Raw genomic sequence first — 15,014 nt, 5'->3', positions numbered from 1 at the left:
GTCCAGAACGAATGTTCAGCAATTCAAACTCCGTGCACATATGTTCAATGGGATACTTCGGCCATGGCGATCACCGGATCTGCGAGCGAGAACCCCCTGTCCGGCCAGTCGGCCGACGGGAGCCATTTCGCGCCCACGCTGCTCTACACCGCGGCCAAGCTCTACTACGACGAGGACGCCACCCAGGCCGAGGTCGCCGCCAAGCTCGGAACCAGCCGCGCGACGGTCAGCAGACTCCTCTCCGAGGCGCGGCGCCAGGGCATCGTTCGTATCGAGGTCGTGCCGCCGAGCAACTATTCGCAGGACGATCTGGCCGAGAGCGTTGCGTCCGCACTCGGCCTCGAGTACGTCTACCTGTCGGCGCCCCTGCCCCCGGCCACGCCGTCGAAACCGACGGTCGATCTCATGGGTCGTTACCTTGCTCCTGCAGTGTCCAAGGCGCTCGCTGCGGTCGGGCTCGTCCCCGGCGACATCCTGTTGGTCTCCTCGGGAAGAACCGTGTACGAGGTGGCCCAGTTCGACCTGGACAGAATCCCGGGAATTCTGGTCGCTCCGACCGTCGGCGGCAACGACCAGCCCGAGGAGTGGTACCAGACGAACGAGATCACCAGACTGATCTCCAACAAACTCGGCGGACGAGCCAACTACCTGTTCGCACCCGCACTTCCCGGTGCCGATCTGTACTCGATCATCCACTCGGACCCGGCGATTCAACGCGTGCTCGAACTCTGGCCCCAGGCCCGGTGCATACTGATGGGAGTCGGGGCACCTCCCCTACTGCGCTCCGACATCCCCCGCTTCGTCCCGACCGATTCCGCATCACTGCGAGACTCTGTCGGCGACGTCTGCTCGCGCTTCTACGACCGCGACGGAAACTCCGTCGAGTTCCCCGGTTCCGATCGCCTGATCGCGGTAGAACTGGATGCACTGCAGAAGATTCCGGTGGGAATCGCGGTGGCAGTCGGGTCGGACAAAGTGGTGCCGATCATCAGCGGCGCGCGAGCGCACTTCTTCAACCGACTCGTCACGGACCCGGCGACCGCACAGGACATCCTTTCCCACATCACGACGCTCGACGAGGAAGACACGGCATGACACCTACGATCGACCGATCCACGACTCATGACCTCGACGGCAAACGCGTGCTGATCACGGGCGCAAGTCGCGGTATCGGCGCCGACATCGCGCAGACGTTCGCCGCGGCAGGTGCGCGCCTCGTTCTTTCCGGTCGAGATCGCGAATCGCTCGAACGCTTCTCTCGCACACTCGACACCGAGACCGCGATAGTCGTCGCAGACCTGTCGACAGCAGTGGGTCCGGACACGCTCGCCGCCGACGCCGTCGACGCATTCGGCGGCGTCGACGTACTCGTCAACAACGCAGGAATCTCCTACCCGGAAACGGTGGACGCACTCGACACCGCGCACTTCGACGAAGTGATCCAGGTCAATTTGAGAGCCCCGTCGTTGCTCGCAGCGCGTATCGGCCGAGCGATGGCCGACGGCGACGGCGGATCCATCGTCACCGTCGCATCGGCCGCGGCGCTACGACCACTCCCGGAGCACTACGCGTACTGCACGTCCAAAGCCGGACTCATCATGGCCACCAAGGTGCTCGCGCTCGAACTCGGCGGGCGAGGCGTCCGGGCCAACTCCGTCTGCCCCACAGTGGTCCTCACCGACATGGGCCAGAAGGTATGGGGCGACCCGGTGAAGTCCGCACCGATGCTCGCGCGGATCCCCTCCGGCCGATTCGCCGAGCCGTCGGAGGTGTCGGCGACTGCACTGTGGCTCGCCTCCGACGCGTCGGCGATGATCAATGGAATCGACATCCCGGTCGACGGCGGTTACCTGGTCAGTTGAGCGCCCGCGTGCACGATCTCTCGCGTCGCCGGGTAGAGCTGGAGCCAACTGGCATACAGGTCGTCGTACAGGGCTCGGTGTGCGGGATTCGGCGGGACCTCGGATGCCACGGTGGCCCAGTCGGTCTCCGGCGGCACCTCCCCCACGCCGATCGCCGCGAGCAGGCCATCACCGTAACTTGCGCCGATGGCCTGCTCGGTGACGAGCTGGGTCTGCCCGGTGATGTCGCTGAGCGCCTGCGCCCACACCGGACTCCGCAACCCTCCGCCGACGGCGACGGCCCGGGTGACCGGGGTGGCTGCGTCGTCGAACATCTCCAGAATCTGCCTGATACCGAAGGAGATTCCCTCGTACGCAGCCCGGAAGATGTGTCCCCTACCGTGCCTCAGGGTCAGTCCTGCCATCACTCCGCGGGCGTCGGCGTCGAACACCGGCGTTCGCTCGCCTGCGAGGTAGGGCAGGACCAACAATCCCTCGGCCCCTGCCGGAACAGCCGATGCCTCACGCATCAGCTCCTCGAAAGGCGCTCCACCGGTGAGCGTCTGAAGCCATGTGGTCAGTGAGCCGGCGGTGGATGTGCCCGCCGCGAGTGCGTACGTACCTGCCTGCACTCCCGTGGTGGTCCACAGCGCCGGATTCGTGTGGTAGTCCGCCAACACTTGGACGAGAAACATCGTCGATCCGTACATCAACATCAGATCGCCTGGATGCCGCACTCCCACACTGAATGCCTCGGCGTACGCGTCGACGGTTCCTGCCACCACGGGCGTGCCGACCGGAATACCGGACGCAGCGCTGCCGCGCGCATCGACATGCCCGACGACCTCACTCGGCCACGCCAACCGTGGCACCTCGAGTCCGCCCAGAATCCGGTCGAGCCAGTCCGCGTTCCAACCGAATTCACGTACCGAGTACAGGGGATCGCACTGACTCGCGGTGTGATGGTCCTGCACGTACTCACCGGTGAGCTTGGCGACGATGTAGGAATTGGATCCGAACCACCGTCTCGCGCGGTCGAACGCCTGGGGTTCGTTCTTGCGAACCCACTCGATCTTCGGCCCCACTGCCTGACTGGACAACGATTTACCACATCGCTCCAGAATGGCATCTGCACCGAAATGGTCTGTCAATTCTTCGATTTCGCGAGACGCCCGTGAATCGATCCCGTACAGGATGGCCGGCCGCACCGGACGCAGTTCGGAGTCGGTGAGCACGAGGCACGGCCCGACCCCGCTGATACAGACACCCGCGACCTCCGAACCCGACGGAACACGGCTCATCAGTGCCGACGCGATGGCACAGACGTCGCTCCACCAGACCGCATCCGCATCCACTTCCGCCCAGCCCGGGTGCGGTAACGACATCTCGTGGGCCCGCTGCTCCGACGCGAGAACCTCTCCGTCGGCGGTGACGAGGACGCCCTTGCTACTGCCGGTGCCCATATCGATTCCCACGAACAACTTCACGATTGCAACACTAACGGAGCACCTCGGCCGGTGGGACCGGTAAGCGCGCATCCACGATTACCGACGCATCGCCGCACAGGGCATCATTGCTGTTCGTGGCAGAGCCGACCCGATCGACACCGAACGCACTCCAACCGATCCTCGCGGGCATCGTTGCCGCGCTCGTCGGATTCACCAGTTCGTTCGCCGTGGTGCTGACCGGTCTTCGCGCGGTGGGCGCGTCGCCGACGGATGCAGCGTCGGGACTGCTGGTGATCTGTGTGACTCAGGCTCTCGGAATGATCTACCTCGCCCGGCGATATCGCCAACCCATCACCCTTGCGTGGTCGACGCCCGGTGCTGCACTACTTGCCGGGACCGGGGCAGTGTCCGGCGGATGGCCCGCTGCCGTAGGCGCGTTTCTCGTCGTCGGCGCATTGGTGATCACCACCGGGCTGTGGCCGCGTCTCGGCACGCTGATCACGTCGATTCCGACACCTCTCGCACAGGCGATGCTCGCGGGCGTCCTGTTACCGCTGTGTCTGAAACCGGTGACCGCATTCGCCGCTTCACCCGGAGCGATTGCACCGGTCGTCGTGGTCTGGCTCGTGCTGCAGCGTTACTCCCCGCGGTGGGCCGTTCCCGCCGCTTTCGGTACCGCAGCCGTCGTCATTACCGTCGATGTCGCTGTCGCGCAGCGCATTCCTCCTGCATCGGACTTGATTCCGCACGTCGCCTTCACCGCGCCGGACTGGACATGGCAGGCGATCGTCGGGATCGCGCTCCCGCTCTACATCGTCACCATGGCATCGCAGAACATCCCGGGCGTCGCTGTCATGAAGTCCTATGGCTACGACGTACCCTGGCGGCCCGCGATGGGGGTCACCGGCCTGGGAACGATGGTGGGTGCACCGTTCGGCGGGCACGCCGTCAACCTCGCGGCCATCAGCGCGGCATTGGCCGCGGCGCCGCAAGCACACCCCAACCCCGAACGTCGCTGGATAGCGGCATCATCTGCAGGCTGGTTCTACCTTCTCCTCGCTGCTTGTTCGGCCGCCGTGGCAACCCTCGTGTCCGTCGCGCCTGCCGGCGTGGTCGAAACCGTTGCCGGACTGGCGTTGCTGGGCACCCTCGCCGCCTCGCTCGCCGGCGCCCTGAAAGACGAGAACGGGAGGGAATCGGCCGTCCTGACGTTCGTGATCGCGGCGTCGGGCATCGGCATCTTCGGTATCGGCTCCGCGTTCTGGGCGTTGGTCGTCGGCCTCGTCGTTCGCTGGGTTCTCAGCCGAGGCCGATAGAGTCAGCACCCATGACCGCCTCCGCCGGCCAGCGAGCCGAACGCAACACCGCCGCCGAGTACCCGGCCCTCTGGCCGATCGCCACACGGTGGGACGACAACGATCACTACGGGCACGTCAACAACGTCACCTACTACTCGTACTTCGACACCGCGGTGAACGGTTGGCTGATGCACACCACGGGCGTGGACATCAGGGCTCTGGATGCCATCGGTGTGGTCGCCGAGACGTCGTGCAAATACCACAGCGAGTTGTCGTTCCCCGACGCCCTGCAGGTCGGCCTGTCGGTCGAGAAACTGGGCACCCGCAGTATCGTCTACGCACTCGCTCTGTTTCGCGAAAGCCCGGGCGACGAACTGCAGTTGGCAGCCACCGGTCGATTCGTCCACGTGTACGTGGACTCGCAGACCCGCCGCCCCGTCGCCATTCCCACCGAGATCGAAGCCGCCGCCCGCACTCTTGTGGCCGGGAGTGGAGCCGGCAGGAACGACCCCAGCTAGACCGGGAGTGGAGCCGGCAGGAACGACCCCAGCTAGACCGGGAGTGGAGCCGGCAGGAACGACCCCAGCTAGACCGGGTCTGACTAGGCGGAGATTTCAGAGACCGATGTCGTCGGCGGTGCTGAGAGCCCGGGCGACGATGTCGTCGATCAGGGTCGTCGTGGGAGAACCGGCGTTCGCGCGGTTGCGGGCATCGGCTTCTGCTCGTCGCATGACGCCCTCGGCGATGATGGACAGCTTCCACAGCGCGAGCACCTGCCAGAATCCGACGGCTGTGACGTCGCGACCCGTCTTCGCTGCGTAGTCGGCCGTCAATTCCTGTCGAGTCGGGAATCCGGGCAAGGTCGAGGCCATGAACGGCCCCGCGACGGCGTCGCCCGCTTCCGGCCAGTAGGCGAGGAGGCCGCCGATGTCTGCGAGTGGATCACCGAGCGTGCACAGTTCCCAGTCGACGACGGCCACGACGTCGCCGGTGGTGGGCGATGTGATCACGTTGTTGAGATGGAAGTCGCCGTGCACCAACGTCAGTTCCCGTTGATCCGGGATGTTCGCTGCGAGACGCTCGGCGAGAGTGTCGATTGCCGGTACTTCACGCGTCTGCGTGTGCTGCCATTGTGTTCGCCAGCGCTTGAGCTGACGCTCGGCGTACGGCTTGTGGCTGGCCAGGTCGGTGAGGCCGACGCTGTCGAGGTCCACCCGGTGAATGCTCGCGAGCGCGCTTGTCATGCTGGATCCGATGGCCCGGCGAATGTCCGGTGCGGTCGCCTCGGCTTTCTGCATCGAATCCAGGACGATGCCGTCCACGTAACTCATCAGCACGAGGGGCACATCGGAAACGTGTGGGTCTTCCGTCACCGCGATCATCTTGGGCACCGGAACTCCGGTGTTCTGTAGGGCGCTGAGGATCTTGTATTCCCTGACGACGTCGTGAGCGGAGGCCAACAATGTCCCGAGTGGCGGTCGCCGCAGTACCCAGCGACTACCGCTTGCGTCGGCGACCGAGTAGGTGAGGTTGGATTGCCCGTTTCCGACTCTGTCGAACGCCAGTGGGCCGACTGCACCGATGCCGAGACCTCCGATCCATTCGGAGACGGCGTCGAAGTCCACACCTGTCGTCATACGCTCCCGATCCTTTCTCTTGCGAATCAACGCTCGTCACTGTCGCATGGACTGTGCGCATCCGAGCGCAGATTCGCCGAACCTCCAGGCCGAAAGCGGTAATGCGACGAACGACGCCGCGGACGCACCCATTCGGGCGTCCGCGGCGTCGAGCGTGTTGCGCGGTACTTCTCAGCTGGCCTTCGGCAGGTCCGTGTCGGCGGCTGCGTCACCACGGACGGCGGGGGCGGTCTCGGCGGCGCCGGTGTCCATGACATCGCGCCTGGCGGCGACCTCGTCCACGTCTCCGACGAGAAGTGCCACCAGAGCGTCGGGCTCGCTCATCCACGCCAGGGACATCGTGCGCATCTCCGACGGTGAGAAAAGCCCGCTCATACGAAGGGCGTCGATCCATTCGGCGACGGCATCCGACGTAGCCGTCGGAATGGACTCGCGGTCGAGGCGAGCTACCTCGAACTCGCACGAGAAGAACGCGCGCATCATCTCCAGCTGAGAAGAGGACAGCGGCGCCGAATCGTCTGCGGCGTCCAGCACTGTGGGCGTCGCGTCCGCAAGATCCTGGCGGGTGTGTGCGAGGGTCATGATGTCTCCTTCGATCGGCGTCGCTGTGCGGTGCCCGGCCAGCCGCTCGGCCCAACCGTCTCGGCACCGTTCTCAGATCGTTACGAAGAGATTTGTAACGAATTTGCACTCCTGTCCGATTCATCGAAACTACGCTTCCGCTCGGTTGTGTCGCCAGACCAAACCGAATGATGTGATAAGCGTCACATCGCTTGCCGGCATCCGGCGACTATCCAGCTACGAATGCGTTCCAAGATCGTTCGTCCACGACCTCTCACGGCACGCTCGACGGAAACAACCAGGTAGCGTGCGTGCAGTGATCGACAAGGCCGCAATCTCGACATCCACGGCCCGCCGCGCCCGCGCCGCCGTTTTCGGAGTATTCGCCGTCAACGGCTTCCTCTTCGCTATCTGGGTCGTCCATATCCCGACCGTCGAACGTCAGGTCGGCATCTCACACGCCACCCTCGGATCGCTGCTCCTCGTCTTGGCGGGCGGGGCGATCGTGGGGATGCAGGCAGCCGGCCCACTGGCCGACCGATACGGAAGTTATCGAATCGTTACCTTCGCAGGAGTGCTGCTGTCCATCGCCGTCGTGGGTCCGGCTCTCGCCACGAACGCCGCCACCTTGGGTGTAGCGCTGTTCGTGTTCGGCATCTTCAACGGCGCTCTCGACGTGTCCATGAACTCTCAGGCGGTCGATGTCGAGCGCGCCTACGCACGACCGATCATGTCCGCATTCCACGCCCTGTTCTCGGTCGGTGGTGTCGTGGGCTCACTCGTGGGAGCCGCCACCCTGTCCGTGGACATCCCGATTCTGTGGACCACGATCGGCGCGGCAGCCTTCGGCATCGGTGTGTTGGCCTGCTGCCGCCCGTTCCTGGTCCCCCGCACTTCACCGCACACCGAGGGCTCCGAAGCCGACGGTTCCGCGCGGGGCCGATTCTCGCCGCGCGTCCTGGCGCTCGGAGCCTTGGCGTTCGCCCTCCTCCTGTCCGAAGGGGTCGCCAACGACTGGAGCACGTTGCAGGTGAAGGAGCACCTCGCCACGTCGGACAGCACCGCAGCTCTTGCCTTCGGATTCTTCGCGACGATGATGACCGTCGGCAGGTTCTGTGCGGATCGAGTCAGCGCGCGCTTCGGCCCTGTCGCGGTGGTCAGGTACGGCAACGCGATCGCGGCAGCGGGAATGGCTCTGGTCTTGGTCTCGGACGTGCTGCCGCTGACGCTCGCCGGATGGGCGTTGTTCGGCCTCGGATTGTCCGGCAGCGTTCCGCAGATCTTCACCGCCGCAGGCAACCTCGGAGGCGGCGCGGCCACCAACATGTCTCGCGTCGTCGGAATGGGATACGTCGGGCTGCTGGCCGGGCCTGCGATCGTCGGCTGGATCGCCCACTTCGTGTCCCTGACCTCGGCGATGGCCGTCCCGTTGGCGCTGACGATCGTCGCTGCAGCCTTCGCGGGAACTGTTCGACCGCGCACGGTGTTGCCCGAACTGGATTGACGGAACCTTCACACCGCACGCTCAGAGTCGTACGGCATCCTCGTAGCCGAAGGACAGGCGTGCGGACAACGCAGTAGTACTACAAGGGGCGACACGAAGGGGGTGTTGTAGGCAGTGAGTGCCGACACCGACAGCATGGAATTGTTGGAACTCGAGGGCATCGAGATCGACCACGACGCACTGGCTCGCAGCAGGCGTTTGATGGCACGGCTCGTCGCGGTAGCCGGGCTGCTGGGGGTACTGGCCGTGGTACTCGTGGTGCTTCCGCTCGCGGGTGTGACGTATCCGTATTCGCGGGCGCTGATTCCCAGCTTGGACGGACCAGCGAACGCACTGCTCGAGTCGTTCGGAGTCACCCCCGTTCTGGTCGCGGTGGCCGGCCTGACGGTGGTGTCGCTGATTCGTAAGCTGCCCTACGGGATCGGTGCCGTCATCGCCCTCGTACTCGGTGCGTCTCTGACGACGGCAGCGGTGCGGTCGTGGGCCGACGGCTGGGTACCGGCGTCGGCGCTGCCGAACGGGTATGTGACGGCGTGTGCATCGCTGGTGTGCGCGGCGACGCTCGTCGCGAGTGCGCGGTTCCTGCCGATGGTGTGGGGACTCGGCGCGGTTGCAGTGGCGACGGTGTCCGCGGCGGCCGTCATCGGCGGGTCGGCGACAGTCGTCGGCATCGTGACGACAGTGGCCATCGTGACCGCGTGGTGGGCGGGGTCGTCCGCAGTCATGTTGTACTCGCCCGTCGCTGCCGAGCGTGAGGCCCAGAATCCGTTCGACACCGCTGCTCTCGCGCTGCGACGACTGCGCTGAAAACGCCGAGTGCCCGGTGACCGTGTCAGGCCACCGGGCACTCGCACCGAAGAACGAACTACAGAGCATCGAACTACAGAGCTTTGAGCTCCTCGATCACCGAGTTGACGGACTTCTTCGCGTCCCCGAACAGCATCGAGGTGCGATCGGCGGTGAACAGCGGGTTGTCGATACCGGCGTAGCCCGAGCTCATCGACCGCTTGAGCACGATCACCGACCTCGACTCGTCGACGTTGAGGATCGGCATGCCGTGGATCGGGCTCGACGGGTCGTTGCGCGCCGCCGGGTTGGTGACGTCGTTGGCGCCGATGACGATGGTGACGTCGGTGCGGTTGAACTCGCCGTTGATGTCGTCCATTTCCTTCATCGCGTCGTACTCGACGTCGGCTTCGGCGAGCAGGACGTTCATGTGCCCGGGCATACGGCCGGCGACGGGGTGGATCGCGTACTTGACCTCGACGCCCTTGCTCTCGAGGATCGACGCCATGTCCTTGACGGCGTGCTGGGCCTGCGCGACGGCGAGGCCGTACCCGGGTACGACGATGACCTGTGATGCGTACGCCATCTGGATCGCCGCATCCGCTGCCGACGTCGACTTGACCGTGCCACCCGATGCGTCCGCGCCCGGACCGGCATCGGTGCCACCGCCACCGAACGACCCGAACACGATCGCCGGAATGGACCGGTTCATCGCCGTCGCCATCAGGTTGGTCAGGATCGAACCGGATGCGCCGACGATCATGCCTGCCACGATCATGGCCGTGTTGTTCAGCGCAAGACCGGCAGCCGCTGCGGACAGCCCGGTGAGTGCGTTGAGCAGCGAGATCACGACGGGCATATCCGCGCCGCCGATCGGGAACACCACGAACAGACCCATCAGCCCGGCTGCGACGAGCACCAGGACGATGAACCACACCGAGGTGCCCTCACCCGGAGTCGACTTGACACCGATGTAGATCGCCACCGCCACGGCGAGGACGAGCAGCACGATGTTGGTGAGCTGGAAGATGCGCGCATTCTTCACGAACGCCTTCTCGACGTTCTTGTTCAGCAGTTCCTGCAGCTTCAGGAACGCCACGAGCGAACCCCAGAACGACACCGAACCGATGACTGCGGCGAACAGCGATCCGACGACGATGTGCACTGTCGGCTCTTCACCGTGCTGGAACGCCGAGAACCCGTCGGTCTCGATGAACTCCGCCCACGCGATGAGCGCGACGGTGCCGCCGCCGACGCCGTTGAACAGCGCCACCAGCTGCGGCATGGCCGTCATCTTGGTGCGCTTGGCCGGCGGAACGCCGAGCAGAACACCGATCGCGAGACCGGCTGCGATGAGAATCCAGTTGATCGCGGCGGCGTCGCGCACCTCGATCAGGGTCGCGACGACGGCGATACCCATACCGACAGCGGCGATCCAGTTACCGCGGACGGCGGTTTTCGGGCCCGTCAAGCCCATCAGACCGTAGATGAACATCGCGAACGCAACGATGTAGAGAATGTTGACGAGGTTGTTCATCAGGAGTCAGCGCCCTTCTCGACAGCCTTGGCGGGCACGGGCTTGGACTTGAACATGCTGAGCATGCGGTCGGTGACCAGGAAGCCGCCGACGACGTTGAGCGTGCCGAAGATCAGCGCGACGAACGCGATGATCCGCACACCCCACGACGCATCCTCGGGCAGACGGCCGAGCACGATGAGCGCGCCGAGCACGACGATGCCGTGAATGGCGTTGGTGCCGGACATCAACGGCGTGTGCAGAGTGTTGGGAACCTTGGAAATGACAGCGAAGCCGACGAAGCCCGCCAACACGAGAATCGCGATATTCGCGAGAAGAGCGGTGTACATCAGCTCTCAGCCTTTCTGGTGACACAGGACTGCGCGATGACCTCGTCGGAGAAGTCCGGCGTGAGTGCGCCGTTCTCGTCGAGCAGCAGTTCCAGCAGTGCGGACACGTTCTTCGAATACAACTCACTGGCGTGCTCGGGCATCGTGGCCGGCAAGTTGAGCGGCGAGGCGATGGTGACGTCGTGCTTGACGACGGTCTGGCCAGGCTCGGTCAGCTCGCAGTTGCCGCCGGTCTCACCGGCGAGGTCGACGACGACACTGCCGGGCTTCATGCCCTCGACAGCGGCGGCCGTCACCAGACGCGGCGCCGGACGACCCGGCACCAACGCGGTAGTGATGACGACGTCGAAACCCTTGATCGCTTCTTCGAGTGCCTGCTGCTGCTGAGCACGCTCGTCCTCGGTCAGCTCACGCGCGTATCCGCCCTCACCGGCGGCGTCGATCCCCAGATCCAGCCACTGCGCACCGACGGAACGAACCTGATCGGCCACCTCCGGGCGCACGTCGTAACCGGTGGGCCGGCCGCCGAGACGCTTCGCCGTCGCCAACGCCTGCAGACCCGCGACACCGACGCCGAGAACCAACACGGTCGCCGGTTTGACCGTGCCCGCGGCGGTGGTGAGCATCGGGAAGAAGCGCGTCGACTCCGACGCAGCCAACAGAACGGCCTTGTACCCGGCCACGTTGGCCTGCGAAGACAATGCGTCCATCACCTGTGCGCGGGAGATACGCGGGATCGCCTCGACCGCGAACGCCTGCACCCCGGCGGCGGCGAGCGCGTCGATCTTGTTGTCGGCGTTACGCGGCGCCAGGAATCCGATCAACGTCGAACCCGACGACAACTTCGAGATCTCGGCATCCGTCGGCGGGGCGACCTTCACCACCACGTCGGCGGACCACGGGTCCCCGATCGTTGCGCCGGCCGCGGCATACAGCTCATCCGGAATCAACGCTCCCGAACCCGCACCGGACTCGACGACGACCTCGACACCCTTACCGATCAGCGACGCGACCACCTTGGGCACCAAGGCCACTCGGCGCTCGCCGTCCACGGACTCACGCACGACACCGACACGTGTCGTCCTGCTCTCTGTGCTCTGCGATGTTTCCAATTCTCCGACTTTCGTATGTTGAATGGCGCCCGTGGTACGGCGAACGGGGGTAACCGCGCGGCAAACAGGCAAAGCCCAGCGTCAAGGCACAAGGTCCCTGATGATAGCCAAATAAGGCAGACCTCAGGTAACCCAGACCACAACTGCGGTCTGTTCTGAATCGAATCCGACGCGCCCCGACGTGCAACCCTTCCATTTGCGGTGACGGACATCACAGTGGCAAAGTCGGCGCCCACCTACAGTTGCGGCGTGAACAACTGCGTGTTCTGCGCCATCGTCGACGGCGACGCACCGTCGGTCCCCGTGTACGACGACGACGATGTCGTGGCGTTTCTCGACATCAGACCGATCACCCGAGGCCATCTACTGGTGATCCCGAAGAGCCATTCACAGGACCTCGATACTCTGGATCCACACCTGGGCGGCGCACTGTTCGCCGCTGGGCAACGGCTGTCTCGCGCTATCAGGCGGTCGGATCTCCGGTCGGACGGCGCCAACCTCGTCCTCAACGACGGCAAAGCCGCCTTCCAGACCGTGTTCCACACGCATCTTCATGTCGTACCGCGATGGACCGGTGACACACTGCGGTTCGTGACGGGCTTCGTGACGCGACGGCTGAAGAATCCCGAGGCGACGGCGTCGGCGATCAGGACGGGTTTGACGCGTTTGGACGAGGAAGAGTCCACATGAAGCTGTTTCTGGCGTCGTACCGGTTCGGCGCGCACGTCGACGAATTTCTCGCCCTGACGTCCGGTCCGGGTCGCGTCGCCGCGATCGCGAATGCCGCGGATGCGTGGCCCGCCTCGGCGCGGCAGTCTGCCGTAGTCAGCGAACTGCGGAGCCTGAGCGAACTCGGTTACGTCGCCGAGGAACTCGACCTCCGTCGATTCCGGACCGACCGCGACGCGCTCCGCCGAGAACTCGACGCCGTCGATACGGTCTGGATCCGCGGGGGCAACACGTTCGTGCTGCAAGCTCGGCTCGAGATGGCGGGCGCCGACGGCGAGATCGCCTCGCGTGTGCGGGACGGTTCCCTCGTGTTCGCGGGGTACAGCGCAGGCGCGTGTATAGCTTCACCGTCGCTTCGGGGGGTGGAGTCGGCCGACGATCCGGCGGACGTCGAGGCGGCCACCGGTCGGGCTGCATCGTGGACCGGACTGGGTCTGACCGACCACTCGTTCGTCCCGCATTTCGGGTCGATTCTGGACGAGGAGGGTGCCGCGCAGGCCATGGTGTCGAGGTTCGAGCGCGAGAACGTCCCGTACCTGACGCTGACCGACGAGCAGGTCGTCGTGGTGGACGGCGATCGCTTCGAGCGTCTCTAACCGAACTGTGCGATCGGGGCCAGCCGGTCCAGCGAGATCCACGCCATTTCGCACCGCCGACGGGTCACTTCGTCGGCGTCGAGCAGAAGCATGTCCAGCAGCATCTTGGGCCGTCGCTTCCACGCCTGCTGCGCATCGGCGACGGTGGCGCGCTCGAACAATCCGGACTGCGCGAGTGCGGTGACCCATTCCTGGACGTCTCCGCGGTGGATCGCCTCGATGCTGTCGTAGTCGACTCCGCCGTCCTGGAATTCGTACGAGAACATCGCAGCGACGTGGTTCCACGACTTCTGTTTCGGCTCCATCATTTTCGGGCCTCCTCGCTGACACAGGGGCCGTCTGTGTGTGCCACTCCCGGCCCTGGACGGACCTGACGACCCGCCTTCGCAGGACGCTAGACCTCGCAGCTACAACATTGCGTTGCGTGCGCGCATCGTAACAGAAGTGACTGAAGTTACTGGTGTGACTCACCTCGGCCGTGTGCAACGACATCCAGCACGCGACTCGGTAGGCTCCACAACCGTGTGGAAGCGGGCAACCATCATCGGCGCGGTAGCAGCAGTGACTCTTGCCGCCGGATGCTCCGGTTCCGACGACTCCGACAACGGCGCGTCGCCCACGACGGAGTCGGACTCCGCACAGACCGAAGAACTGTTCGTCGGAGAATGCGGTTCGCTGACCGACGACGAACTGATGTCCATCACCGGCGTCCGCGGGCTCGCCTCGTCGTCCAAGAACGCTGTTCGCTGCCGATGGGACGCCGTCGATACCGGTGCATACGCGATGTTCACCTGGTACCGAGGAAGCCCGATAGACCGCGAACGCACCGTCGCCGGCCAGATGGGACGCGAGATCGGCGTCATCGACGCCGACGGGCACCCGGGGTTCACCGCACGAGGAAGCGACGCGTCGTGCGAGGCAGGCGTCGAGTCCGGCGACGGCTTCCTGCACTGGTCTCTCAACTACGTCTACGCCGCACCACCTCGCGACAGTTGCGACGTGGTCGAGGACCTCGTGCGCGCAACCGTCGAGAACGCGAGATAGGCACTGCCATGAGACGTCGAACTTCCCTGGCCGCGGCCGCAGCGGCACTGTCCCTACTCGTCGGCGGCTGCAGCACGACCGTCTCGGGAACTCCCGTCGCGCAGGGCGCGGGCGACGTCGACACCGAATTCGACAAACTGCTGCAGGAATGTGTCGCCGTTCCGGACGACAAGATCGCCGAGTCGGTCCAGGCGGACGCTGTGAGTCAGTACTTCTTCGGCGCCGTCTGCATGTGGTCGGGATCCGGCCCGTCGGGGCTGATCGACGTCACGTTCGCCTGGTACGAGGACAACTCGCTGGGCCGCGAGCGCGAGCTGTCCGAAAAACTCGAGTATTCGGTGGAGCCGGTCACGGTGGGCGGGGCGAGCGCCTTCCTGTCCCGACGGCCGGGCGACCCCGCGTCCTGCGGCATCACCGCGTCGTACTCCGGCACCATCACCTGGTGGGTTCAGTACCGATCCGGAACGGTCGATCCGTGCGCCGGAGCCACCAGGCTCGCCGAACTGACACTGCAACGCAATACGTAGCCGACCGAATTCTCTCGGTTTCAATCAACTCCGGTTCATTCCGCAGGCTCCACTTCTAGTCTGGG

The 15,014-nt window shown here is 65.1% G+C and carries 17 protein-coding genes; 10 read left to right on the top strand and 7 right to left on the bottom strand.

The genetic code is table 11. From position 1 onward, the window contains the following. The first annotated feature begins 63 nt into the window (after nucleotides 1-63). Together CH293_RS17870 and CH293_RS17865 are read left to right on the top strand one after the other, a co-directional pair. Nucleotides 64-1,095, top strand: coding sequence for a sugar-binding transcriptional regulator (locus CH293_RS17870; RefSeq protein ID WP_052059108.1), 1,032 nt, complete (start codon nucleotides 64-66; stop codon nucleotides 1,093-1,095). Next, nucleotides 1,092-1,862 carry an SDR family NAD(P)-dependent oxidoreductase gene (locus CH293_RS17865; RefSeq protein WP_094720979.1) on the top strand — a complete coding sequence of 257 codons (771 nt, stop codon included), beginning with the start codon at nucleotides 1,092-1,094 and terminating at the stop codon, nucleotides 1,860-1,862. The genes CH293_RS17870 and CH293_RS17865 overlap by 4 nt, the downstream gene beginning before the upstream one ends. On the opposite strand, the gene CH293_RS17860 is transcribed toward CH293_RS17865, so the two are convergent. After that, nucleotides 1,847-3,328: an FGGY-family carbohydrate kinase gene (locus tag CH293_RS17860; RefSeq protein WP_094720978.1), complete on the bottom strand. Its 1,482-nt coding sequence runs from the start codon at nucleotides 3,326-3,328 to the stop codon at nucleotides 1,847-1,849. The genes CH293_RS17865 and CH293_RS17860 overlap by 16 nt on opposite strands. A gap of 86 nt (nucleotides 3,329-3,414) precedes the next feature. Between CH293_RS17860 and CH293_RS17855 the strand changes: the two genes are divergently transcribed. Next, on the top strand, nucleotides 3,415-4,605 hold the full coding sequence (locus tag CH293_RS17855; protein WP_094720977.1) for a benzoate/H(+) symporter BenE family transporter: 1,191 nt from the start codon (nucleotides 3,415-3,417) through the stop codon (nucleotides 4,603-4,605). A gap of 11 nt (nucleotides 4,606-4,616) precedes the next feature. Then, complete coding sequence (locus tag CH293_RS17850) at nucleotides 4,617-5,105, top strand: thioesterase family protein (protein WP_037104564.1); 489 nt, start codon at nucleotides 4,617-4,619, stop codon at nucleotides 5,103-5,105. A 96-nt stretch (nucleotides 5,106-5,201) separates the two neighbouring features. On the opposite strand, the gene CH293_RS17845 is transcribed toward CH293_RS17850, so the two are convergent. Together CH293_RS17845 and CH293_RS17840 are read right to left on the bottom strand one after the other, a co-directional pair. Then, nucleotides 5,202-6,224, bottom strand: a complete 1,023-nt coding sequence (locus CH293_RS17845; protein ID WP_094720976.1) for a phosphotransferase family protein — start codon at nucleotides 6,222-6,224, stop codon at nucleotides 5,202-5,204. Nucleotides 6,225-6,395: 171 nt separating this feature from the next. Beyond that, nucleotides 6,396-6,806 (bottom strand): hypothetical protein, encoded by a 411-nt coding sequence (locus CH293_RS17840; RefSeq protein WP_094720975.1) that lies wholly within the window; start codon nucleotides 6,804-6,806, stop codon nucleotides 6,396-6,398. Between the two features lie 286 nt (nucleotides 6,807-7,092). Here CH293_RS17840 and CH293_RS17835 point away from each other — a divergent pair, with 286 nt between their 5' ends. After that, nucleotides 7,093-8,289, top strand: coding sequence for an MFS transporter (locus tag CH293_RS17835; RefSeq protein ID WP_094720974.1), 1,197 nt, complete (start codon nucleotides 7,093-7,095; stop codon nucleotides 8,287-8,289). 114 nt (nucleotides 8,290-8,403) lie between these two features. After that, nucleotides 8,404-9,096, top strand: coding sequence for a hypothetical protein (locus CH293_RS17830; protein ID WP_094720973.1), 693 nt, complete (start codon nucleotides 8,404-8,406; stop codon nucleotides 9,094-9,096). Nucleotides 9,097-9,169: 73 nt separating this feature from the next. Here CH293_RS17830 and CH293_RS17825 read toward each other — a convergent pair whose 3' ends face one another. From CH293_RS17825 to CH293_RS17815, 3 genes are read right to left on the bottom strand one after another with little or no spacing between them, the layout of a single operon-like run. Then, nucleotides 9,170-10,612 carry an NAD(P)(+) transhydrogenase (Re/Si-specific) subunit beta gene (locus CH293_RS17825; protein ID WP_037104549.1) on the bottom strand — a complete coding sequence of 481 codons (1,443 nt, stop codon included), beginning with the start codon at nucleotides 10,610-10,612 and terminating at the stop codon, nucleotides 9,170-9,172. Continuing rightward, on the bottom strand, nucleotides 10,612-10,941 hold the full coding sequence (locus CH293_RS17820) for an NAD(P) transhydrogenase subunit alpha (RefSeq protein ID WP_020113126.1): 330 nt from the start codon (nucleotides 10,939-10,941) through the stop codon (nucleotides 10,612-10,614). Before CH293_RS17820 ends, CH293_RS17825 begins: the two co-directional genes overlap by 1 nt. Then, on the bottom strand, nucleotides 10,941-12,053 hold the full coding sequence (locus CH293_RS17815) for a Re/Si-specific NAD(P)(+) transhydrogenase subunit alpha (RefSeq protein WP_094720972.1): 1,113 nt from the start codon (nucleotides 12,051-12,053) through the stop codon (nucleotides 10,941-10,943). The genes CH293_RS17820 and CH293_RS17815 overlap by 1 nt, the downstream gene beginning before the upstream one ends. A gap of 249 nt (nucleotides 12,054-12,302) precedes the next feature. On the opposite strand from CH293_RS17815, the gene CH293_RS17810 reads away from it, so the two are divergent. Further along, entirely contained in the window at nucleotides 12,303-12,743 is a 441-nt protein-coding gene (locus CH293_RS17810) for an HIT family protein (protein WP_176460048.1), read from the top strand. Further along, nucleotides 12,740-13,378 (top strand): Type 1 glutamine amidotransferase-like domain-containing protein, encoded by a 639-nt coding sequence (locus tag CH293_RS17805; protein ID WP_094720970.1) that lies wholly within the window; start codon nucleotides 12,740-12,742, stop codon nucleotides 13,376-13,378. Before CH293_RS17810 ends, CH293_RS17805 begins: the two co-directional genes overlap by 4 nt. Here the strand turns inward: CH293_RS17805 and CH293_RS17800 are convergent. Next, complete coding sequence (locus CH293_RS17800; RefSeq protein ID WP_037104534.1) at nucleotides 13,375-13,686, bottom strand: hypothetical protein; 312 nt, start codon at nucleotides 13,684-13,686, stop codon at nucleotides 13,375-13,377. The genes CH293_RS17805 and CH293_RS17800 overlap by 4 nt on opposite strands. A gap of 214 nt (nucleotides 13,687-13,900) precedes the next feature. Here CH293_RS17800 and CH293_RS17795 point away from each other — a divergent pair, with 214 nt between their 5' ends. Both CH293_RS17795 and CH293_RS17790 read left to right on the top strand, forming a co-directional pair. After that, on the top strand, nucleotides 13,901-14,422 hold the full coding sequence (locus CH293_RS17795; RefSeq protein ID WP_241483597.1) for a DUF3558 domain-containing protein: 522 nt from the start codon (nucleotides 13,901-13,903) through the stop codon (nucleotides 14,420-14,422). A gap of 8 nt (nucleotides 14,423-14,430) precedes the next feature. Further along, nucleotides 14,431-14,949, top strand: coding sequence for a DUF3558 domain-containing protein (locus tag CH293_RS17790; RefSeq protein ID WP_037104528.1), 519 nt, complete (start codon nucleotides 14,431-14,433; stop codon nucleotides 14,947-14,949). Nucleotides 14,950-15,014 lie beyond the last annotated feature (65 nt).

The organism is Rhodococcus sp. 14-2470-1b, from assembly GCF_002259415.1.
Taxonomy (GTDB): Bacteria; Actinomycetota; Actinomycetes; order Mycobacteriales; family Mycobacteriaceae; genus Rhodococcoides.
The sequence above is the reverse complement of the archived record's forward strand: the minus strand, read 5'-3'. Positions and strand labels throughout refer to the sequence as shown.

What these genes read in the sequence shown, in the direction of transcription:
- CH293_RS17805 (WP_094720970.1), top strand. Translation starts at nt 12,740, where the DNA reads ATGAAGCTGTTTCTGGCGTCGTACCGGTTCGGCGCGCACGTCGACGAA.
- CH293_RS17865 (WP_094720979.1), top strand. Translation starts at nt 1,092, where the DNA reads ATGACACCTACGATCGACCGATCCACGACTCATGACCTCGACGGCAAA.
- CH293_RS17825 (WP_037104549.1), bottom strand. Translation starts at nt 10,612, where the DNA reads ATGAACAACCTCGTCAACATTCTCTACATCGTTGCGTTCGCGATGTTC.
- CH293_RS17790 (WP_037104528.1), top strand. Translation starts at nt 14,431, where the DNA reads ATGAGACGTCGAACTTCCCTGGCCGCGGCCGCAGCGGCACTGTCCCTA.
- CH293_RS17845 (WP_094720976.1), bottom strand. Translation starts at nt 6,224, where the DNA reads ATGACGACAGGTGTGGACTTCGACGCCGTCTCCGAATGGATCGGAGGT.
- CH293_RS17850 (WP_037104564.1), top strand. Translation starts at nt 4,617, where the DNA reads ATGACCGCCTCCGCCGGCCAGCGAGCCGAACGCAACACCGCCGCCGAG.
- CH293_RS17870 (WP_052059108.1), top strand. Translation starts at nt 64, where the DNA reads ATGGCGATCACCGGATCTGCGAGCGAGAACCCCCTGTCCGGCCAGTCG.
- CH293_RS17840 (WP_094720975.1), bottom strand. Translation starts at nt 6,806, where the DNA reads ATGACCCTCGCACACACCCGCCAGGATCTTGCGGACGCGACGCCCACA.
- CH293_RS17800 (WP_037104534.1), bottom strand. Translation starts at nt 13,686, where the DNA reads ATGATGGAGCCGAAACAGAAGTCGTGGAACCACGTCGCTGCGATGTTC.
- CH293_RS17820 (WP_020113126.1), bottom strand. Translation starts at nt 10,941, where the DNA reads ATGTACACCGCTCTTCTCGCGAATATCGCGATTCTCGTGTTGGCGGGC.